A 21,523-nucleotide genomic window follows, 5' to 3' on the forward strand; every position below is an offset into this window, starting at 1 on the left:
TAATGAATGGAATTATCTTATTAAATAAGAGAATTGGAACAACTTCTTATGAGGCTCTTTATCCTTTAAAGAAATATTTCTCAACAAGCCGTGTTGGGCATACAGGGACTCTTGATAAATTTGCAAGTGGGCTTTTGATTGTTCTTATTGGTAAATATACTAGGCTTTCAAATTATATTACATCTCTAGATAAGGAATATATAGCAGAGATTGAGTTTGGAATTGAGACTGATACCCTTGATCCTAATGGTAGAGTAATAAATACAACAAATTATATTCCAAGTTTAGGGGAATTAAATCTTGGCATTAAATCCTTTATAGGTGAGATTGAACAAGTTCCACCTAGGTTTTCCTCAGTTCATGTCAAAGGTAATAGAGCTTATAAGCTGGCTCTTAGTGGAGAGTCTTTTGAAATTCAGGCTAGAAAGATCAATGTGTATAATATTGAAATCTTAAGTTACAATGTTGATTTTCATATTTTGAATTTAAAAATAAATTGCTCTAAGGGAACGTATGTTAGAAGCTTAGCAAGAGACTTGGCATGTTCTTTAGGCTCATTGGCTTATGTTAAGAATCTTGAGAGGGTTAAGATTGGGGATTTTAGATTGGGTAATGCTTGTTTTGATTGTGATTTAGATAAAAATTCTTTGATAAGTTTAGAGTCTTTGAATCTTTTTGAGGTAATTTACATTGACGATAATATGATTATATCTATTAAGAATGGCGCTTATGTTGATGTTGCAATTAATTTGGATGAACTTAAGATTTTCAAATCTAGGAATGAAGAGATGTTAGCGGTAATTTGTGGCATTGGTTTAAGTAAATATAAGTATGTTATTATTTTTTGATAGTTTATTTCAAGAGTGACTTATTGATGGCATTTTTAATAAGACATGAGATTATTTAAATTAAATTTTTATTTAATAATTAACGGAATTTATCTAATTGGTGGTTTTTGTAAATTGAGGAAAAGCCTTTGATTTTTGTTATTTTAATGAAAAAATATTATAATTTAATATAAAGATTTGTAATTATAGCAAGGGGTCTGCGTTAGGCTTTGCTATGATGGTATAGGAGTCACTTTTATGCTTAGTAAGGAACAAAAGCAAAAAATAGTTTCAGAATTTGGCAAGGATACAAATGATACAGGTTCTGTTGAGGTTCAGATAGCGTTAATTACGGGTAGAATAAAGTATTTAACAGAATATTTAAGAGTAAATAAAAAAGATCACAGTTCAAAAAGAGGCTTGTTGAAGTTGGTTGGGCAGAGAAGAAGTCTGTTGAGATATTATCAGAGGAAAAATTTGGAAGCTTACAGAACCTTGATAGCTAAACTTGGGCTTAGGAAGTAATAAGGGGTTAATTTTGAGAAAAATTTTGAAGTTGAAAATAGGGAGAGAAGATTTAATTTTGGAGACAGGGTTATTGGCCAAACAGGCAAATGGAGCAGTTCTTGCGACTTATGGTGGATCTACTGTTCTTGCTACGGTTTGTTGTTCAGACTCAGTCCGTGAAGGTTTAGATTTTGTGCCTCTCTCAGTTGAATATAATGAAAAGTACTATGCTGCTGGAAAAATTCCTGGGGGTTTTATTAAGAGAGAAGGTAAGCCAAAAGATAAGGAAGTACTTGTTTCTAGGTTGATAGATAGGCCCATGAGGCCTCTTTTTGATAAGAGATTTGGGAGAGAAATTCAAGTTGTTCCAACAACTTTATCTACGGATCAGATGAATCCTCCTGATATTGTTGGGATGAATGCTGCTTTTACAGCAGTTTTTTTATCAGATATTCCATTTAGTGGTCCAATTGCGGCTGTTAGGATAGCATATTTAGATGATAAATTTATAGTAAATCCTTCTTTTGAAGAGATTCAGGATTCTATCCTTGATATTGTTGTTGCAGGGAGTTTAGATGGAATTACTATGGTTGAGGGTGGCGCTCATGAGGTTAGGGAGGAGATATTACTTGATGCAATAGATGAAGCTTATAAGTACGTTCAACAAATTTGTAATGTTCAAAAAGAGCTTGTGTCTATTATAGACCAGAGAGAAAAATTACCTCTTGCTTATGAGGCGAGAGTATTTGAATTTAGGGATGAGCTTAAAGATTTAATTTACTCTGAGCTTAAGGAAGCTTGTTTTGTAAAGGGTAAGCTTAATAGAAATCGTGCTATAAAATTACTTAAGACGAAAGCTCATGAGCATTTTTCCTCTATTGGAAAGCTTAATGATGAGAATGAAGGACTCCTTTATAAGGCCTTTGATGATTTTGAACAAGAAATTGTTAGAAAATCAATTCTTGAAGATAATCTTAGGACTGATGGTCGTACTTCTACACAAATAAGAGATATTGTTGGTGAGATTGATCTTTTAAGGAGAACTCATGGTTCTGCTCTTTTTACAAGAGGTGAGACCCAGGCGTTGGCCGTAACTACTTTGGGAACAAGTATTGATGAGCAGATAATGGACGATATTGATGGGGATAAGCGTCTTAATTTTATGCTTCATTATAATTTTCCTCCATTTTCTGTGGGAGAAACGGGTAGGCTGATGACTGGAAGGCGCGAGATTGGACATGGGCATTTGGCTCAGAGATCCTTGGAGGCTATGTTGCCTAGGAAAGATGATTTCCCATATACTATTAGAGTGGTATCTGAGGTGTTGGAGTCAAATGGATCATCATCAATGGCTACAGTATGCTCTGGGAGTATGTCTTTGATGGCTGCGGGGGTCCCCGTTAAGGAGCAGGTTGCAGGTATAGCTATGGGGCTTATTAGTGATGGCGATAGATATGTTGTTTTAAGTGATATCCTTGGTGAGGAAGACCATTTGGGTGATATGGACTTTAAGGTTGCTGGGACTAGGAATGGAATCACTGGGTTTCAGATGGACATTAAGATTGCAAATGTTACAAAGCAGTTAATGAGAGATGCTCTTGAACAGGCGAGAGCCGGCAGGATGCATATTTTATCCATTATGGATTCTGTAATTTCCAGTTCAAGGATCGATATATCTTCTAATGCGCCCAAGATTATTCAATTACAAATTGATATTGATAAAATTTCTCTTGTCATTGGGGCTACCGGCAAGACAGTTAAAGCAATTACAGATGAATTTGAAGTTAGAGTGCAAATTGAGCAAGATGGAAGAATTACTCTTTTTGGTGCTGATGATTTAAAAATGCAAAAAGCAAAGGAGAAGATAGAGAGTATTGTTAAGGAACCCAAAGTTGGCGAAATTTATGAAGGGATTGTTAAAAAGGTTAACAGTTTTGGAGCTTTCATTGAGCTTACTCCTACTAAGGAAGGGTTTTTAAGTACTCGAGCAAAACCTAGAGATGATAGATATGGGGATAGTAGAAATTCTCGATATGGCAGAGGTGGTAGGGATGGCGGAAGAGAGTCAGGAGTGCGTCCTCCAAGATTAGAAGAAGGACAGAGAGTTAAGGTTAAGGTAACTGGTATAGATAAATTTGGTAAGATTGAGCTTGAACTCGTTAGGGATTAATAATCATTATGAGATTCATATTAGGTAGTAATTTAAAAAATAGGCTTATTTTTTTAAGCTTATTTTTGTTTATTTCATGTCTTACTGATAGGGGTATTGATTTGTCTCTTGATTTTGTCAAAGATGGGAACAAATTGGAGATTGCGAAACATAATTATTTAGTGGGATTAAGAGATGATGAATCTTTTTTTTTAAGTGATGCTTTTTTAAAAGAAACCAATTCTTATTTTAGAAGTGCTAGAGAAAGTTATGCCCAAGGGAATCTTGGGATGACTAGCTATTATTTGGAAAAAATAATCACTGATGAGAAAAGTTATAGTAAGGAATTGCTTTCTAAAACCAATTTATTTTTTGGTTATGTGAATTATGATAAGGGTGTTTATGACCTTTCTGAGTATAATTTTGATTATTTTTTAAGAAACTATAAATATTCTCATGCTAGTCTTAGGGCTGCTGAACTTAAATATTTTGTTAAAGATAGAATGGGTGCAATTTCTGCATTAAGAAATATTGATGAAACTTCTATTGAATTGGAGTATGATAAAGGGATTTATAATTTTTTAAATAATAAATTTGGAGTACAGTATTTAAATTTAGAATCTTTGGGATTTCTAGATAATAGTGTTTTTGATATGTTTGTTTTGGGTAGCAATGTTTTTGTTGCAAATATATTTGGTGGCCTTTTAAGGTATGATATTAAGAGTAATGACTATAGGGTTTATATTAAAGACAAGAAAAGTATTGTTTTAAATGGACTTAGGGGGTTTGCGGAGCATAGGGGAATTATATATATTGGTGGAAATAATGCGCTTTATTACATTGATGATCTTGAAGGGGCAATTAAGCAAGTTAGGATACCTTTGGGAGTTAAGTTGAATAGTATACAAGTCTTGATGAGTGCTAAGGATGGAATATTTGTTGGTACGCTGGGTTCTGGATTGTGGTTTTATTCTGATTTAGATGAATGGACTTATATAGGACTTGGATCTAATAAAATCTCATCGATGTATCTAGATAAACGAAAAAATTTATTATTAGTGGGAACCATGGATAAGAGCATTTATAGTATTTATCTTGCTAATTTTAATGATGTTAAGCATTTAAACTTTTTTAGCAAGAGAGATAATGAGAAAAATATTAATTTTATAAAAAGTTATGGTGATAGTTATTATGTAGGGACTTATGGAGGTGGGCTTTTTAGATTAAATTTAGATGATAATACATATGTAAAATATGACGTTGACAATGATTCTAGTATTGAATATTTTCTTGACATGGATATTAGAGATAATAAATTGTTGTTTGCGACTTTTGAACATGGATTATTAATTTACGATATGATAAATAATAACTGGGATTATTTGGGGCCTCGTGATGGGCTTCTCAATTTGAATTTAATAAAAGTTTTAAGCTTTAATAACTATGTTATACTTGGCACTCTCAATAATGGTTTGGTTTTTGTAGATGAAAGTATTAAAAAACAGATATGAATCTTATATAATTATTGAATTTTGTAAGTATTTTTTAATTACTTTTTTGTTTTTTTTCTTTGTATTTTTTATAAATCAAATACTTTTTTTTATGAGGATACTTCTTCAAAATTATGTTCCATTTTTGAAAGCTTTTATTTTTGTTATATATTCTCTTCCTATGGTAATTGCACTTTCTCCTCCTTTTGCAGCTTTAATCTCTGTGGTGTTGACTATTCATAGATTTAAACTTAATAATGAAATATTAGCTTTCAGGTCAATTGGGATATCTATTTTTGATTTATTAGTTCCATTTCTTAAATTAGGGGTAATTATTGCGTTTGTATCATTTATTTCAAATGATTTTCTGCTTCCTTTGGGTTCTATTGGTAGATTGAAGATTTTTAATGAAATAAAAGAAGAAGTGCCTCATTTAGTATTAAAACCTTATTCAAGCAAGCAGTATGGAGACTTGATATTTGTATCAGGAGAAAAGTCTGATATGGGATATAAAAATGTTACTTTTTTTGATAATACTAGGCTTAAGGGTTATGACAGAATATTTATGGCAAAAGATTTGATTATTAGGAAAGAAAATTATCAGGTATATTTCATTTTAAATGATGTTTTATCAATTGCCCTAACAGATGATGAGAGTGGATTTTATGATTATTTTTATGCTGATCGAATGAAGTATTCAATTGATCAGGTCACATTTAGTAATAATTTTTTGTTAAGTTATGTAACCCCATCACAGATGAGCTTAAGAGATGTTATAAAGCTTGTTGATAATCAAGAGAAATTAATTGACGATTTAAATATACAAAATGGTTTAGAGGAAGATTTTCTAAATTTAAATTTTGCAACTACTTATTTAAATTATTTATATGATAAGAGTAAAATTTTAGATGAGATGTCTATTCTTGAAAACTTGAATTATATGTATAATTTGCAGCTAAATTATACTCCTTATGAGGATATGACCGCTAAGAGGAATTATGCTCTTTTTTCTCTGGAACTTTATCAAAAAATTAGTCTGCCAGTGTCGGTTTTATTTTTTATTTTTTTGGCTTTTGGTATGGGTATGTATTCAAATAAAAAATATTCTATCATCCTTGAGCTTGTGATTTCAATACTTATTTGTGTTGCATATTGGGTAATGTTTATTGGAGGAAAAGTTTATACTGTCCAGAATGCGCCAGATCCTTTTCTTGTTGCTGTTTTGCCAAATGTGTTATTGATCTTTGCAGGGGTTGTGCTTTTCTTGAGACTTTTAAAAAGATGAGAGTAGATAAACTTTTTGTAAAGAATATATCATTGACTTTTTTGTTTATGAATTTTCTTTTCATGATTTTAATTGTGCTTGGGGATCTATTTGTAAATCTTTTAAATTATCTTGAGAATAAGCTTAGCATTGATGATATTGTGTATGTTTATTATCTTTATCTCCCAAAATCTTTCTCAGATGGTGTAGCTTTGTCTTTCCTTTTTGCTGTTTCTAATCTTATTGGGAACCTTTCTATGAGAAATGAAATAATAGGACTTTTTAGTTGTGGAATTTCTCTTTCTAGAATATTAAAACCAATAATTATAATCAGTGTTGTAATATCAATAATTCTCTTTTTTTTTGATAATTATCTAGTCATAGATACTGTTGCTAAAAGAGATGCTTTTCTTAAAAATAGTATAGGCAGTAAAGGTTCATCGGATAGGACAGTAATTATTAGGGATTTTGCAAGAGAAATTTACAATATTCGGCATTATAATATCGATAATGATTCTATTTCTAACTTGATAATTATTTTAAGAGATACTAACGATGCTTTTAAGAAGAGATATGATATAGGTACAGCTGAGTGGATTAATAATCAATGGAAGCTTTATAGTGTGAGAGAATTTTCTAAGGTAGGAAGAGAGGTTATAGAGAGTTTTCACGAGGTTCTTGATGGTGAGGGAATTGTTAATCTAGAACCTGAATATGTTAAGGTATTTATGTTATCTTCAAAAACATTAAATTTCTCAAGACTTATCAGTTGGATTGGATCTCTTAAGAGAGAAAATTTAGATTATTCCGAGGCTTTATTTGATTTTTTAAATAGAATATTTTTTTCATTTAGATTGATACTTCTTAGTTTTACCGTTGGTTTTATAAGTCTTGCTTTAAGAAAAAATATTTTTATATTTAGTTTATTAAACAGCATTGCTTTTGCAGTTGTGTATGTTATTTCAGTTGTGATTTTTAACTTTTTAGCTGATCTTGGATATTTGCCTATAGTAGTTGCGAGTTCATTTACCACTGTTTTGTTTCTCGTTATTAATTTTATTATTTATAATTTTGTGCGTAAGTAGTAAATCTAAAGAAGGTTTATATTTAATATTGTTAAAAATGATAAAGGATCTGTAAGTATGGATGATAACTCTTCAATGTTTAGAGAACTTTATTTGAACGAATGTGATGAAGGCAGGTTTTATGAGTAAAGATATTGTTGCAACAATTGTTGTTATGCTTTCAGTATTTTTTTCACGTGTAATGGGTTTTGTGAAAATAAAGGTATTTTCTTATTATTTTGGGGCAAATCTTGAAACAGATATTTTTAATTATATTTTCAATATTCCAAATAATTTGAGAAAAATTATTTCAGAGGGTGCAATGACTTCAGCTTTTATGCCTGAATTTACGCATGAAAAAAATAAGTCTAATAAGCATGCTGTTTCTTTTTTCAGACGAGTTGTTACTTTTAACGTAATAAGTATTAGTCTTATTATTTTCATTATGATTATGTTTTCTAGGCAGATTATATATTATGTATCTTCTTATAGGAGCAGTGATTTAGAGTTAGCTAGTCATATGTTTAAATATTTAATAGTCTATATACTGCTTATAAGCTTGGCATCAATATTTGCTGCAGTTCTTAATTCTTATAGGATCTTTTTCATTCCATCCTTTTCACCTATCATACTCTCTATTGGTGTTATATTAAGCATATGTTTACTTTACAGGCAATATGGAATATATAGTGCGGTTATTGGAGTGGTTGTTGGCGGGATTTTACAATTTCTAGTTCAGCTGATAAATTGTATTTATATTGGTCTTATATATAGACCAATATTTAGTTTTAATGATTCTGCATTCTTAAGGTTTTTAAAGAGATGGTCGCATATGATTTTATCAGCTTTAATTTCTATCATTACACAGCAAATTGCATTTGCGTTAGCGTCAACTTTGGAGGTTGGGAGTATTTCTGTTTTAAGTAATGCAATTGTTTATTATCAACTTCCCGTTGGGATTTTTTATGTCTCTATTTCTACAGTTATTTTTCCTAAAATGGCTGAGTATGCTGCTTTGGGAGATGGGAAAAAATTAAATGATATTTTAAATCAGGGAATTGAGATTTTAATTTTTCTGTTGGTTCCAATTTCATTTTTAATGTATATTTGGGCTGAGCCTATTTTAAATTTATTACTTACAGGGGGTAAATTTTCCGTGTATGATACACAAAGAACTGTTAGCGTACTGCAATATTATTTAATTGGATTGACATTCTCTTCGATTTTTGGATTTTTTCAAAAGTATTATTTTTCTATTCGTGATTCAAGAACCCCTCTTTACTTTAATTTTCTATTTTCTATAATTGATATTGCAATTTCAGTTTTTGGACTTAGATCTTATAAGGTAGACATTATGCCGATTGCACAATCAACTTCGTTTGCCTTGTGTGTGGGTATTATCTATCTCAATGGGTTCAAAAATGGGATGAGACTTGAATTTTTTAGAGCTTTAGTAGCTTTTGGAAAATCATGTATTTCTCTTATTCCGCTATATTTAGTTTATATGATTTTTAAGAGCTTAAGATGGGATATAGGGTTTAGTTTTAATAATTTTTATCTATTAAGTTTTGCAGGCTTTATTAGTATTGTTATTTTAATGGCGTGTTATTATTTACTTGGAGTTAGTAAGTTTTTTAAGTTTATTGATAGGAAGATTATATGAGGTATTTGGGATTTATTCTTTTATTTTTTATTGTATTTGATGTTTTTTCTGTAAAGGCTCCAATATTACCAACTGAGCCTTTAGCACCGGTGGCACCTGAATTTGGAACTGATAAGGAAATAAATGAAAACACTTTTGAGAGTAATTTTACTAAAAATTCTGATATTAAAGATATTAATTTGAATGTTAAGCAAGTAAATGATGCTATTTCTTATGGTCTTGATGTTCAAGTTATTGAAATTGTTAAGAGGCTTAAAAAATCAGGTGATGGGGAATACAATGCTTTGCTTGAGAAGAGATTACAGAAAACTTTTAATGTTGAACTTAAGCGTGAGATTCTTGATTTGTTTTTATCGCTTAAATACGTAGGTGGAGTTAATGTTGCTAATTATATCCTTGATAATTACGAGATCAAGAGATATCCTAACAATTTGATTAATACAGCAATTTTATACCTTAAAGAACTTGGTAGGAGGGATTTCTTACAGAAAACTCTCATTGATATTCTTGAGAATAAGGAGGGCAATATTGTAGCTACAGCTGCGTATTATCTTGGTGAGCTATCTTCTATTCAGTATGCAAAGAATATGATCGATATTTATGATAAATACTCTGGTAATGATGGAGTTAAATCTGCGATACTTATTGCTCTTGGCAAATCTAATGCTATTGAATACGAAAATAAGATTTATGAGATTTCGCTAGATAATTATGAGAATCCGGCAATTAAAGCTGCCGCAATAAGGGCATTATCATATCTTGTTCCTGAAAAAATAACAGCGAATGCCGATTTGTATCTACAAGACAATAATAATAATTCCAATATTAAAATTGCTCTTATTGAAGCACTTTCAAGAGATGTATCTTTACAGTCAAAAGAGATTTTGCAGGACTTTTTAAGAGATTCTGATGATAATATTAGAGTTAAAGCCATCAATGCTATTCAGGGTCATAGAGACACTATTTCAAAAGAGGTACTAATTTATAAAATTAAAAGTGATCCTTCTTTGAAGGTCAGAGAAGTATCTGGCAAAGCATTAATAGATATGGGTTCCGGTTATGAGGAGATAAAAAATATAATACTTAACCCTACCACTGAAAATAATTTTAAGCTTACCATGTTTAGGCATCTTTTAGATAAAGATGTGAGTTCTGCACGATTGATTGCTTTAGAACTTTTGAGAATAGAGAATATTCATAAACCCTCAAAGGTTTTAACAGATGTTGCTATGCTTCTTGCTGCTCGGAAGGGTAATTTTGATGATTTTTATTCTAAGATTATTAGTAGTCGAAATGTTGATTTAAGGAATCTTGCAATTAAGGGAGCTGTTTATAATAAATCCACGGCACTCTCAAGTAGGCTTAAAGAGATAAAGAAGACAACTAGTTCAGAATATTTAAGAGGTCTTTTAACAGATTACTGATATAGTATTTTTAAAATCTCCGTTGCCACATCTTTTTTTGGCATCTCAGGAAGTTCTTGTACGCTATTTTTGTCTATTATGTAAATTTTATTTAAGCTTGAACTAAAATATTTTATGTCATTTGCAATAATATAATCTAAGTTTTTTGTTTTTAGCTTTTCTTTTGCCTGTTCTATTAGGGTTTCAGAGTCTTGAGCACAAAATCCAATAATAACTTGATCTTTAGTCTTATTTTGACCCATGTATTTTATTATATCTGGATTTTTAATAAGCTTAATATTCAGGGTTTTTATGTCGTTTTTATTGATTTTGGTTGCATAAATTTTTTCAGGTCTAAAATCAGCAACAGCGGCAGCACCAATTACTGCATCAAATTCTTGGTATATTTTTATTGCTTGCTTATGCATCTCTGCCGCTGTCTTTATTCTAATAACATTGATTCCATCAGGTGTTTTTTCATTGCTGGGACCTGTAATGATTGTTATATCAGCACCAAGGTTTTTTGCTTCAATTCCTAAACTGAATCCCATTTGGCCTGTTGATTTATTTGAAAAGTAACGAATTGGATCTAATGCTTCTTCAGTTCTAGAGGCAGTTATTAGTATTTTTTTGTTTATTAAGGGTAATTTTGGCTCTAGGTCGTTTAATATTATTTTTAAAATATCATCTTCATTCTTAAGGCGGCCAATAGCATTTGAAGAACATGCTAAAAATCCTTCATCGGGTTCAATGAATTTATAATTGTATTTTTTAAGCTTTGTAATGTTCTCTTCTAGAATGGGATTTTGATACATTATGTTGTTCATTGCTACTGCAAAATATGTAGGAGCTACACTTGCAGATATTATTGTGCTTAAAGCATCATCAGCAATGCCTGATGCAATTTTAGAAATAATATTGTATGTCGCTGGAATAACTAATATTAAATTTGCCCATCTTGCTAGATTTATGTGTTCTACTTCTTCATGAGCTGTATTCCAGAGATCTTTAACTACGCTATTCTTAGAAACAGTTTCTAGTGTTAGTGGAGTAATGAATTTAGTTGCATTTTCTGTCATTATTACTTTGACGTTATATCCCATCTTTACTAGACTTGAGATAATGTAAGCTGACTTATAAGCTGCAATGCCACCACATACACCTATCAATATATTTTTATCTTTGTTCATGTTGATTACATGCATTATTATATAATTATATTTAATATTTTCAAAAGGATTTTTGAGTGAAAAATAAGTTATTATTTTCAAGTGTAATATATTTTTTTCTGTTTATCTGGTGGTTTTTTTCATCTTATTTTGCATCTTACGGTATTACTATATTTAGTATGCCTCTTTGGTTTTTTTTATCATGTATCTTGTTTTCTATTTTAAGTTTGTTATTAGTTTGTATTTTTGTGATTTTTTTGAAGAATGACTAGAGGTTTTTTTTTATTTTTTATACTTTTGATTCTATATTGTGTTTTTGGTATTTTTTTAAAAAAAAAGAAGGAAGGAATTTTATTTTTGCATCATTATTTTCTTGCAAATCAAAATTTAAATATTTTTGTAATGGCATTAGTTGTTGCTTCTAGTTATATTAGTGCTAGTAGTTTTATTTCAGGACCTTCGGCTGTTTATAAGTATGGATTATCTTTTATATTCTTGGCGGTTATTCAAATTCCTACAAGTTTAATTTCATTCATTATTGTTGGTGAGAGATTGAATACAGAGTCCAGGAAAATTCATGCAATCAATATTATTGATTATATTAGACATAGATATGCTAGTCATTCTTTAGCGCTTATGAGCAGTGTTGTAATGATTTTTTTCTCGCTGTTCTTAATATCGTCTCAACTCATGGGAGGTGCTAAACTTTTAGAGGTATTTTTTAAAGTTGATTATAGAGATTCTCTTGTGTTTTTCTCCTTATTTATTTTTTTATATGTTTGTTTGGGAGGGTTTAAGATGATAGCGTATATGAATTTAATTCAAGGAATTTTTATGATTATAGCATCTATGATTTTATTCTCAAGGTTGATTGATTTGGGTGGCGGAATTAGTAATATCTTTAAGATGGCGAAACTGAATCTTAGGAGTGATTTACTTTTACCATATAAATTGGATTTAAAAATTGAATATATAATTTCTTTTTGGATATTAATAGGGGTTGGAGCATTGGGGGTACCACAATTTGTTAATAACTTTATAGCATTTAAAGATAAAAGAGCTATTCGGTTGTCTCTTCCTATTTCTATTTTTGTAATAGGATTTTTAGTTCTTATTATGCATTTAATAGGATTTTTCTCTCTTGTGATTTTTCCTAATTTTGAACCAAATGATAAAGTTATTTTGAACGTAGCCTTAGAGGTATTAAGTTCTGGGGTATTTATATTATTTTTTGTAGGGCTTTTATCCGCAATAATGTCTACAATAGATTCAGGATTTTTGTTGCTCTCGTCGATTTGGGTAAAAACACTGTTGGCATTAAATGAGAATATTGAGACTAGGTTTGGAATTAATAAGATTACTATTATTTCTAATGTTTGTTTTATTTTAATAATAGTTTTTATATCTTTAAATCCACCTGATTTTTTACTTTTTTTAAATATTTTTGCAATTGGAGCTTTGGAAGTTTCATTCTTTTCTATTATTGTCTTTGGACTCTATTTTGATTTTGTAAGCAAAATAGCGGCTTTTATTTCACAAATTTTGGGACTTTTAAGTTATTTGAGTATAATCCTTTATAAAATAGATAGTTATTCTTTTCACCCCGTTGTACCATCACTTTTTATCTCTGTGTGTTCATTTTTGATAGTGAATTTTATTTGTAATAAATATAGTAAAATTTAGTTTTATGGCATCTCTTAATACTAAAAATGTGAATAAGTATAGTGTAGTTAATGTTCTAGGGAATGATGATGGTAAAAGACTTGATTCAGTATTAATAAAGTTTCTAAAATTTCCTAAATCTAAAGTAATAAAACATATTAGAAATGGAGATATTCTTTTAAATAATTTAAAGGTTCCTTTTTCTCATAGAGTTTCTAATGGTGATGAAATTTACTTGTATAAGCCCTTAATGCAAGGTGTAAGCTTTGGTTTAAAGAAAGTTGAGACTAAAGATAGTGCTATATTAAAAGATATTAGAGATAGGATAATTTATGAAGATAAGGATTTGCTTGTAATTAACAAAATGAGAGGAATCTTGGTTCATGGAGATAAATGTTCACTTGATGATATGATTAATACTTATCTTTTGAATCAAAATCTTAAGTCTCTTAGCTTTAAGCCTTCAGCTGTTCATAGACTTGATAGAAATACTTCAGGGCTTGTTATCTTTGCAAAAAACATAGATTCTGCAAGGATTTTAAGCAGAGCATTTAGTAGTGGTAGTGTTACTAAGAAGTATCTAGCTTTACTTGATGGTGAGATTAGAACACCTTTAACTTATAAGAATTTTTTATATAGAGATCATAGAATGAGAAGAACTTTAGTTACTGATAATATTTATAAATTTAATGCTATAACTTATGTTAAGCCAATTTTAACTTCTAAATTTTCTACTCTTGCGGAAGTTTCAATTAAGACGGGGTTTACCCACCAAATACGAGCTCAATGTGCTTTTAATAACCACGCTTTAATTAATGATAGGAAATATGAATCTAAATTTAGAAAAACCAATTACTTTTTACATTCTTTTTTGATAAAATTTAATGAGTCTTTATTTTTGAAAAATGAATTTTTTGTTGAACCTAGTTCAGATTTTTTAAAGCAGATAAGTAATGTTTTTAGTATATATGAGTTTAAAGGGTTTATTTAGTAAATTAACATTTCGAAATGTTGTAGACACGATTAAAGAGATTTCAATTGAGATTAAGCATAAGTTTGTAAAGATTAGGGTATATGCTTTAGTGGGTGCAGCTGGTACTGGGAAAAGCTTTAGGTCTCATTTGATAGCGGATAAATATGCTATTCCTTTAATAATTGATGATGGTGTTTTAATAAAAAATATGAAAATTATTGCTGGGAGCTCTGCTAAATTTGAGGAGCATCTATTTGATGCAATAAGACGTTCTCTTTTTGAAGACGATGCTCATAAAAATGAAATGATTGAAGCTCTTCGCAGAGAAGATTTCAGCAAGATATTAATATTGGGAACAAGTGTTCGAATGATAGACAAAATAACAACTAAACTTTGCTTGCCTAGTTATTTTAAGATTATTTATATAACAGATATTTCTACTAAGCAGGAAATGGAAAAGGCTAAAGTTTCAAGACAAATGGGTGAGCATGTTGTACCAGCAGCAGCCTTTGAAATAACATCTGTGAAGCCAAATCTATTCTTAGATTCAATTCGAGTTTTTTTCAAAAGTAAATGGGTTTTTTCAAAAAAGAAAAACTATGTTCGTTCTGTTGTAAAGCCTCATTTTCATGAAGAAGGGGTTTTATCTGTTTCTAAGAATGCTGTAAGACAAATTATTGAACATTGTGTTTCTGAATATAATAGAGATTATATTGTTTATAGCTTAAAAATTAAGAAACATAAAGCCAGTTATTCTTTTAAGCTTTTCTTAGATATTCCACTTGGAAATAACTTGCTTAATAATGCAGAAATGCTTAGGAGTTATATTATTGGGAATGTACTCAAATATACGATAATCAATATATCTACTATTGATATCATCATACATAAATTTTATGACAAAAAAGGTGATTTTAAAGAAGATGAATATTGATTTTGATAAAGTGCGCAATTTCTTTTTAGTAGGGATTAAAGGCTCTGGTCTTTGCTCCCTCGCCTGTTTTTTAAATTCTAAAGGGTATTTTGTAGAAGGAGTTGATGTTTCTTCCCAATTTTATACAGATGATGTATTAAGTAATAATGGCATAACTTATTATGAGGGTATTTATGAGTTTTCACTAAAGGAGCATAACAAGTTATATGATATTTTAATATATTCAACAGCTTATGATAAGGACAATTTAGGTGTTTTAATCGAAGCTCGTGAGCTTGGAATTCCTATTTTGTCTTATCCTGAGGTTCTTGGCGAGATTTCAAAACAGTATTATAGCATTGGAGTTGCAGGCTCTCATGGGAAGACTACTACAACAGCATTCTTGGGGATGCTGTTTAATGGTGTTGGGCTTAAACCCAATGTAATAGTAGGAGCAAGTGTTAAAGATTTTAGAGACAAGTCTAGCCTTGTTGGTGAGAGCAATATCTTTATTGCAGAGACCTGTGAATATAGAAATCATTTTTTGCACTTTTTGCCGGATATGATTGTTTTAACTAATATTGATTATGAACATGTTGATTTTTTTGAAAATTATGAAGCAGTTGAGAATATTTTCTTGCAATATATTAATAACTTAAAGAAAGGGGGGATATTAATAATAAATTCTGACGAGGTTAATTTAGTTAAAATTAAAAATAGAATTGCAAGAAAAGATATTAGGGTTTATAGCTTCAGTCTTAGTTCTCAATCTGATTTTAAGATTGAGAATCTTTACGTAAGAGACGAGTTTTTTAGATTTGATTTTTTAGGGATTATCGATATTAGTCTAAAGACGCCTTTGGTTCATAATGTTTTAAATTTTGCATCTGCACTTTTGGCTTTAAAACTATTTTTAGAGAGAGAAAAAAAAATAGTTTCTAATTTGGAGGAGCAGATAAAGGTAGTAGCTAAAGAATACATGGGAATAAAAAAAAGGGTTGAATTTATTAGAGAAAAAGATGATGTGATATATCTTGATGATTATGCGCACCATCCAAAGGAAATTGAGAATACACTTTTAGGGCTAAAGAGTTTTTATAAGGGTAGGCGTATTGTTTTAGATTTTATGCCACATACATTTACAAGAACAGAAATTCTTTTTAATGATTTTGTTAAGGCTTTAAGTAATGTTGATGTATTAGTTTTACACAATATATATCTCTCAGTTAGAGAAGATTTTGAACCTGATAGACTTTCTAGAGAATTGTTTTTAGCGCTTAAGAATTTAAATCAGAATGTTTATTTTTTTGAGGAAGTAGTTGATTCCGTTGAATTTGTAAAGGGTTTATTAAAGGGAAATGATTTATTTATTACAATGGGAGCTGGCAATAATTCTATTTTACATGATTTTTTATAAAGGTACTTTTAATGAAAAGCATGACAGGATTTTTTCATTTGGAAAAAATTGTTGCAAATTATATGTTTAGTATTAATTTGAAATCTTATAATGGTAAATTTTTAGAATTTAAATTTAAATTGCCTGAGGTTTTATATCCTTATGAGCTTGAGATAAAAAATCTTATTTCAAGCTATATTAGTAGGGGTAATGTTTTCTTAAGTGTAGGATACAAGGAAATAGTTCCAAATATCGATTTTAATTTAAATCCTAACTATGTTGAGGCTATTGCTCGACTTAGAGATAAATTATTGCATAGTAACTTAAATATTAAGGATGAAATAAGTCTTGGTGATTTTTTGTCTTTAAAGGGAGCTTTAGTTATTAATGAGGATGATGGAAATCAGGGGATGATTTATAGTACTTTTAAGGGGGTTTTAGAAGAAACTTTATTAAGTTATGATAAGAGCAGAATTTTTGAGGGTGAGAATACAAAGCAAGATATCGTTTCGATTCTTGCTTTAATACAGGAAGATTTAGAATGTTTAAAAAAATCCCAGAATAGCATAAATACTAAACTATTTGTGACTTTAAAGGAAAATCTACTTAAGTTATTGGATGATGTTAATAATATTAATATTGCAGAAGAGGCTGCTAAAATGTCAATCCGATTAGACATTAATGAGGAAATAGTGAGATTATATTCACATATAGGTAATTTTTATAAAAGCATAAAGAGTGAGGTATGTGGTAAGATATTGGAGTTTCTTACTCAGGAAATGCATAGAGAAATTACAACAATGAGCAACAAAGCAATTGATCTTGACGTTAGAAATTTAGTTTTAAACATGAAATTGAATTTAGAGAAAATAAAAGAACAGGTAAGGAATATTGAATGAGGATAGCTGTTTCTAGTAAGAGTGGTTGTGGAAATACAACCATTAGTGAAATGCTTGCAAAGTATTATGGTCTAAAGCTTATCAATTATACTTTCCATGATATTGCTCGAGAGAAGAATATACCTTTTGATACATTTTATGAGAAGGAGATAATAGGTAGAAATGATTATTATTGGGATGAATATCTTGATAATAAGTTATTAGAGTTTTCAAAGGAGGATAATACAGTTCTGGCGTCTCGTCTTGCAATTTGGCTTTCAAAGAATGCTGATTTCAAGATATATCTTTATGCTAAAATAGAAGTTAGAGCTGAAAGAATAATAAGTAGAGAAGGTGGTATGTATTCTGATATTCTAAGCACTACTTTTAATAGGGATTCTCATGATTCAAAGAGATATTTATCTGCGTATAATATAAATGTTGATAATTATTTGGATGTAGCTGACTTAATAGTTGATACAACCGATAGGTCTGCGAATAGAGTTTTTGATTTAATCAAAAGTGAACTAGGGAAGAGGGGTTTATATAGGTTAAATAAATGAAATAAGGAGGTTTAAGGGATGAGGATGCCTTTAGAAAAAATACAAGATTTTGATGGTAATTATTATGAACTTGTTATGGCAGTAATAATTCGCACAGATCAGATTATTGATAAGATTTCTTTAGCAGAGCATGCTATTTCTGATGAGAAGGTAGTTGGCGAAGCTTTTAATGATATATTAACAGGTAAATTCACATATTCAATTGAAGAAAGATAAAATAGTTTTTATATTTGGACCTACGGCTGTAGGTAAGAGTGATATTTTATTTAATTTTCCTAAAGGTGTAGCTGAGATAATTAATGTTGATTCTGTTCAAGTATATAAAGAATTTGATATTGCTTCTTGTAAACCTAGTAGGGAGTTACAGGCTCATATCAAGCACCATTTAGTAGATTTTTTGGCACCAACTGAAGAATATACTCTTGGAGTTTTTTATAAGGAAGCATGGAGAATCATAGATAATTTAAGAGAACATATGAAAATACCTATATTTGTAGGAGGATCCGCTTTTTATTTTAAACATTTACAATATGGAATGCCCAGTACGCCAGCTATTACGTCTGAAATAAGGAATTATGTAGACAATCTTTTAAATATGAGGGGAAAAAATTATCTGTTAGAGGAGCTTAAAAGAGTTGACTTTAAGAGATATGAGTCAATAAGTAAAAATGACATTTATAGGATTAAAAGATCCCTTGAAGTTTATTATCAAACATGTATTCCAATTAGTCAGTTTTTGGGAAGAGGTCAGATGCTTGAAAACGTCTTATCTATTGGTTTAAGAAGACCTATGGAGGAGATGAAAGTTAGAATAATAGCTAGAGTTAAGAATATGATTGATTACGGGTTGCTTGAAGAGATTAAGAGGTTATTAGCAAAAGGATATGATGAAACCACTCCGGCTTTTAAGGGAATAGGGTATCGTGAATTTTTATTATGGAAGAGTAGACCTTATTGTATGTTAAATGATATAATAAGCTTGATAAATAAGAATTCATTTTTATATGTAAAAAGACAAATGGCTTTTTTCGATAAAATTCCTAATGTTTTATGGTTTCATCCAGATGATGATTTAGGGGAAATTTTGAGTTTAATTTTTGGTTAATAAGGAGAGATAAGGGGTGCCTTGTGGAAGAAAGAGAAAATTAAAGAAAATATCTACTCATAAAAGAAAAAAAAAGCGAAGAAAGAATAGACACAAAAAGAAGAATAAATAATATTTAAAATGTTAGTTAGGTTTTATCTAGCTAACATTTAACAATAGGCAATTTATTCAATTATTATATTGTCTATTATGTTTATGTCTTGACTAAAAATATAGCCCGATTGATCTTTATAGTTTACTAGTATCCATGTACCTTTAAGTCCATGTTTTACTGTCTTTTGCAGTATTTTTTCAATTTTTACTATTTCATCCTTTCTAATTAGTGCTAGATAATCGTAATTAGAGTTGGGGTTTTTAATTTCATTATTTAAAATAGCATAGTTCTTTGTGACTATTCCTACTTTTTTTGAAAATCCCAAGATGCTACTTTTTGGTAAGTTAAATTTTTCTATTAAGGAAATTTCCGATCTCTTGCTACACGTTAATAGCATTATGGAGATTAAGTATAATAATTTTATTTTCATAATTTCCTTAATTCTTATATAATTTACTTGATATATAATAATATAATATTTTTTTAGAAAGTTTAAGGATTGTCAATGAAAAGGTATATTTTTTTGTTTTTTTTGTTTTTGGTTTCGAATGATTTAGTATTTTCATATCCATTATTCTTTGGAGGAGGATTATCTTATCAATTTACTAATTATACGGGCAAAAGTGATATAAATGAATTTAAACATAATTCTAATAGAGTAGATAATGGAATAAATCTAAATTTATTCTTTGATGCTAATTATGTTATTTTTGACATGTCTTATAAGGATGCTTTTATATCGACTCATAATAGTAAATATTTTTCTTTTGGACTTTATGGGATTTATCCGATTGTTTTTAAAGAATATGTTAGACTATTATTTCCCCTTTTGGGGGCTAAATATACAATTGATCTAAGTCCTGAAAAACGAAATCTATTTTTTATATCTTTGGGACTTGCTGCAGATCTTTTTATACCTGAGATTAAGGGACTTTATCTGAGACCTTTATTGATGCTTTCAATTTCACCGACATCTGCTTTCGTAGGTAACTTTTCTTCTTTAACAACCGAAATTACGCTTGGAATTAACATTGGTTGGAAGTTTATTGATTAGGTAATTTTATTCCTAAGTGAAAAGGGATTATTCTTTCTTTTCCAAAAAGATTAGATGTGGTATTAAGTTTATAGGGGGAACTGTTTGATTTGACTACAAGTGTACTTGAGCCACCTCCATCTAGGTTAATAGAGTTGATTATGCCGTAGCTGAGCGATAGGTCTATTGCCTCATTTAAGGAGATTCCTTTGCTATTGTTAGTACCTCTTCCCTCGACTGTTATGAGGTATAAGTAACTATTGCCTTTATCGGTACCTATGATTGTTCTTGGATGTTTATTTTCTTTAAAATTTTTAATATATTTTCCATTCTTGATTAAAGGAAAAAAGCCACTAAAGCCATATTCTGAATTTTTTATCTCGTCGTCTTTAGGGTTTAATATTATTTCATTGTTTTTGATGATAATTGCACCATAATCTTTTCTTTCATTGAAGATGATTTTTTTATCATATATGTATAGACCACGAGGATAGAACATGTTGTTTTTAATCCCATATGGGCTAGTATTAATAGCAATATCCACTTCGTTAGAAATTAAAAATTGACTTGTTGTTTGACCTTCGAAGTAATGCTTATTTGTTGCTTTATCATAAATAGGCTTTGATATTATGAATTCTAAATTTTTGTTTTTAATCTTGAGCATGACATAATTACTTTCCATAAAAGAGCCCTGAATGATTTCATATTGAGATCTCTCTTCTTTTGAATTGAGTAATCTTGATGCTGATAAGGCACCTAACGTTAAAATCAATATTGTTAAGTAGGAGAAGTATTTATTTAAGTAGGAGAAGTATTTATTCATTTCTTTTTATTTTATAAGAATAAATGCTTTTAGGGTAGTTTTTTAAAATTATATTTTTAATCTTTAAAGAGATTTTGTTATTTTTTACTCTTGTAATATTATATATTTGATAAATTATTTTTACATCTAACTCTTTATGTCTTTTTAAAATATCATTTATTTCCTCTTCACTTATTTTGTCTTCATTGATTATGAGTTTTAATAGCAAAACTTCATTTTTTGTATTTTTATCCTGAGTTCCTTTCATTTTTGCTAAACAATTATTAGCTTCCTTATATTTCTTTATTTTAAGTAAATATTTAGCCATGAGTAAATAATAGTGTTCTAAGTTTAGATTTTTGATTTCATTTATTGTTTCAAATTCTTTGGGTAAATTATTGTTTAGGTCGTATAGCATGTATAGCTTATTAAGTTTTTCAAGCTTTTCTTTTTCTGTACTGTGTAATAACTCAAGAGGGAATATTACTAACAAGGTTAGTAATATTGTAAGCGATATTTCGTTCATGATGATATTATTGTAAATCATGTATTTATTTTCAATAAAAAT

At 29.6% G+C, this 21,523-nt stretch carries 22 protein-coding genes; 18 read left to right on the forward strand and 4 right to left on the reverse strand.

What is annotated here, in order from left to right:
• Positions 1-2: 2 nt before the first annotated feature.
• From truB to CR532_RS04270, 8 genes are all read left to right on the forward strand, one after another.
• Positions 3-848, forward strand: coding sequence for a tRNA pseudouridine(55) synthase TruB (gene truB, locus CR532_RS04235; RefSeq protein WP_108729551.1), 846 nt, complete (start codon positions 3-5; stop codon positions 846-848).
• Between the two features lie 237 nt (positions 849-1,085).
• Positions 1,086-1,352, forward strand: coding sequence for a 30S ribosomal protein S15 (gene rpsO / locus CR532_RS04240; RefSeq protein ID WP_108729552.1), 267 nt, complete (start codon positions 1,086-1,088; stop codon positions 1,350-1,352).
• A 13-nt stretch (positions 1,353-1,365) separates the two neighbouring features.
• Positions 1,366-3,504 carry a polyribonucleotide nucleotidyltransferase gene (gene pnp / locus CR532_RS04245; protein ID WP_199911313.1) on the forward strand — a complete coding sequence of 713 codons (2,139 nt, stop codon included), beginning with the start codon at positions 1,366-1,368 and terminating at the stop codon, positions 3,502-3,504.
• 8 nt (positions 3,505-3,512) lie between these two features.
• Positions 3,513-4,994, forward strand: coding sequence for a ligand-binding sensor domain-containing protein (locus CR532_RS04250; RefSeq protein ID WP_108729553.1), 1,482 nt, complete (start codon positions 3,513-3,515; stop codon positions 4,992-4,994).
• Positions 4,969-6,258, forward strand: coding sequence for an LptF/LptG family permease (locus CR532_RS04255; RefSeq protein WP_108729554.1), 1,290 nt, complete (start codon positions 4,969-4,971; stop codon positions 6,256-6,258). Before CR532_RS04250 ends, CR532_RS04255 begins: the two co-directional genes overlap by 26 nt.
• Positions 6,255-7,322: an LptF/LptG family permease gene (locus CR532_RS04260; RefSeq protein WP_108729555.1), complete on the forward strand. Its 1,068-nt coding sequence runs from the start codon at positions 6,255-6,257 to the stop codon at positions 7,320-7,322. The genes CR532_RS04255 and CR532_RS04260 overlap by 4 nt, the downstream gene beginning before the upstream one ends.
• Before the next feature lie 121 nt (positions 7,323-7,443).
• The gene (murJ, locus tag CR532_RS04265) at positions 7,444-8,964 is read left to right on the forward strand and encodes a murein biosynthesis integral membrane protein MurJ (RefSeq protein ID WP_108729556.1); all 1,521 of its coding nucleotides are present in this window, start codon (positions 7,444-7,446) and stop codon (positions 8,962-8,964) included.
• Entirely contained in the window at positions 8,961-10,388 is a 1,428-nt protein-coding gene (locus tag CR532_RS04270) for a HEAT repeat domain-containing protein (protein ID WP_108729557.1), read from the forward strand. Before murJ ends, CR532_RS04270 begins: the two co-directional genes overlap by 4 nt.
• Here CR532_RS04270 and coaBC read toward each other — a convergent pair.
• On the reverse strand, positions 10,382-11,557 hold the full coding sequence (coaBC, locus tag CR532_RS04275) for a bifunctional phosphopantothenoylcysteine decarboxylase/phosphopantothenate--cysteine ligase CoaBC (protein WP_108729643.1): 1,176 nt from the start codon (positions 11,555-11,557) through the stop codon (positions 10,382-10,384). The genes CR532_RS04270 and coaBC overlap by 7 nt on opposite strands.
• Before the next feature lie 56 nt (positions 11,558-11,613).
• On the opposite strand from coaBC, the gene CR532_RS04280 reads away from it, so the two are divergent.
• The 9 genes from CR532_RS04280 to miaA are packed head-to-tail and all read left to right on the forward strand — an operon-like array spanning position 11,614 to position 19,026.
• Entirely contained in the window at positions 11,614-11,808 is a 195-nt protein-coding gene (locus CR532_RS04280) for a DUF997 family protein (RefSeq protein WP_108729558.1), read from the forward strand.
• Positions 11,801-13,219 (forward strand): sodium/pantothenate symporter, encoded by a 1,419-nt coding sequence (gene panF / locus CR532_RS04285; RefSeq protein WP_108729559.1) that lies wholly within the window; start codon positions 11,801-11,803, stop codon positions 13,217-13,219. Before CR532_RS04280 ends, panF begins: the two co-directional genes overlap by 8 nt.
• Before the next feature lie 4 nt (positions 13,220-13,223).
• Positions 13,224-14,189, forward strand: a complete 966-nt coding sequence (locus tag CR532_RS04290; RefSeq protein WP_108729560.1) for a pseudouridine synthase family protein — start codon at positions 13,224-13,226, stop codon at positions 14,187-14,189.
• Positions 14,167-15,105 (forward strand): hypothetical protein, encoded by a 939-nt coding sequence (locus CR532_RS04295; RefSeq protein WP_108729644.1) that lies wholly within the window; start codon positions 14,167-14,169, stop codon positions 15,103-15,105. The genes CR532_RS04290 and CR532_RS04295 overlap by 23 nt, the downstream gene beginning before the upstream one ends.
• A complete protein-coding gene (gene murC / locus CR532_RS04300; RefSeq protein WP_199911330.1) occupies positions 15,095-16,501 on the forward strand; it encodes a UDP-N-acetylmuramate--L-alanine ligase in 1,407 nt (468 codons plus the stop codon). The genes CR532_RS04295 and murC overlap by 11 nt, the downstream gene beginning before the upstream one ends.
• An 11-nt stretch (positions 16,502-16,512) precedes the next feature.
• On the forward strand, positions 16,513-17,379 hold the full coding sequence (locus CR532_RS04305) for a YicC/YloC family endoribonuclease (protein WP_108729562.1): 867 nt from the start codon (positions 16,513-16,515) through the stop codon (positions 17,377-17,379).
• Positions 17,376-17,921, forward strand: coding sequence for a (d)CMP kinase (gene cmk / locus CR532_RS04310; protein WP_108729563.1), 546 nt, complete (start codon positions 17,376-17,378; stop codon positions 17,919-17,921). The genes CR532_RS04305 and cmk overlap by 4 nt, the downstream gene beginning before the upstream one ends.
• A gap of 18 nt (positions 17,922-17,939) precedes the next feature.
• Positions 17,940-18,137, forward strand: a complete 198-nt coding sequence (locus CR532_RS04315; RefSeq protein ID WP_108729564.1) for a DNA-directed RNA polymerase subunit omega — start codon at positions 17,940-17,942, stop codon at positions 18,135-18,137.
• Entirely contained in the window at positions 18,124-19,026 is a 903-nt protein-coding gene (miaA, locus tag CR532_RS04320; RefSeq protein ID WP_108729565.1) for a tRNA (adenosine(37)-N6)-dimethylallyltransferase MiaA, read from the forward strand. The genes CR532_RS04315 and miaA overlap by 14 nt, the downstream gene beginning before the upstream one ends.
• Positions 19,027-19,190: 164 nt before the next feature.
• Here miaA and CR532_RS04325 read toward each other — a convergent pair whose 3' ends face one another.
• Positions 19,191-19,550 carry a hypothetical protein gene (locus CR532_RS04325; RefSeq protein ID WP_108729566.1) on the reverse strand — a complete coding sequence of 120 codons (360 nt, stop codon included), beginning with the start codon at positions 19,548-19,550 and terminating at the stop codon, positions 19,191-19,193.
• A gap of 75 nt (positions 19,551-19,625) precedes the next feature.
• On the opposite strand from CR532_RS04325, the gene CR532_RS04330 reads away from it, so the two are divergent.
• Complete coding sequence (locus tag CR532_RS04330; protein WP_108729567.1) at positions 19,626-20,174, forward strand: hypothetical protein; 549 nt, start codon at positions 19,626-19,628, stop codon at positions 20,172-20,174.
• On the opposite strand, the gene CR532_RS04335 is transcribed toward CR532_RS04330, so the two are convergent.
• Both CR532_RS04335 and CR532_RS04340 read right to left on the reverse strand, forming a co-directional pair.
• Positions 20,164-20,835 (reverse strand): phosphodiester glycosidase family protein, encoded by a 672-nt coding sequence (locus CR532_RS04335; protein ID WP_234416430.1) that lies wholly within the window; start codon positions 20,833-20,835, stop codon positions 20,164-20,166. The genes CR532_RS04330 and CR532_RS04335 overlap by 11 nt on opposite strands.
• A gap of 133 nt (positions 20,836-20,968) precedes the next feature.
• A complete protein-coding gene (locus tag CR532_RS04340; RefSeq protein WP_108729645.1) occupies positions 20,969-21,481 on the reverse strand; it encodes a hypothetical protein in 513 nt (170 codons plus the stop codon).
• Positions 21,482-21,523 lie beyond the last annotated feature (42 nt).

Source organism: Candidatus Borreliella tachyglossi (genome assembly GCF_003076595.1).
GTDB lineage: Bacteria > Spirochaetota > Spirochaetia > Borreliales > Borreliaceae > Borrelia > Borrelia tachyglossi.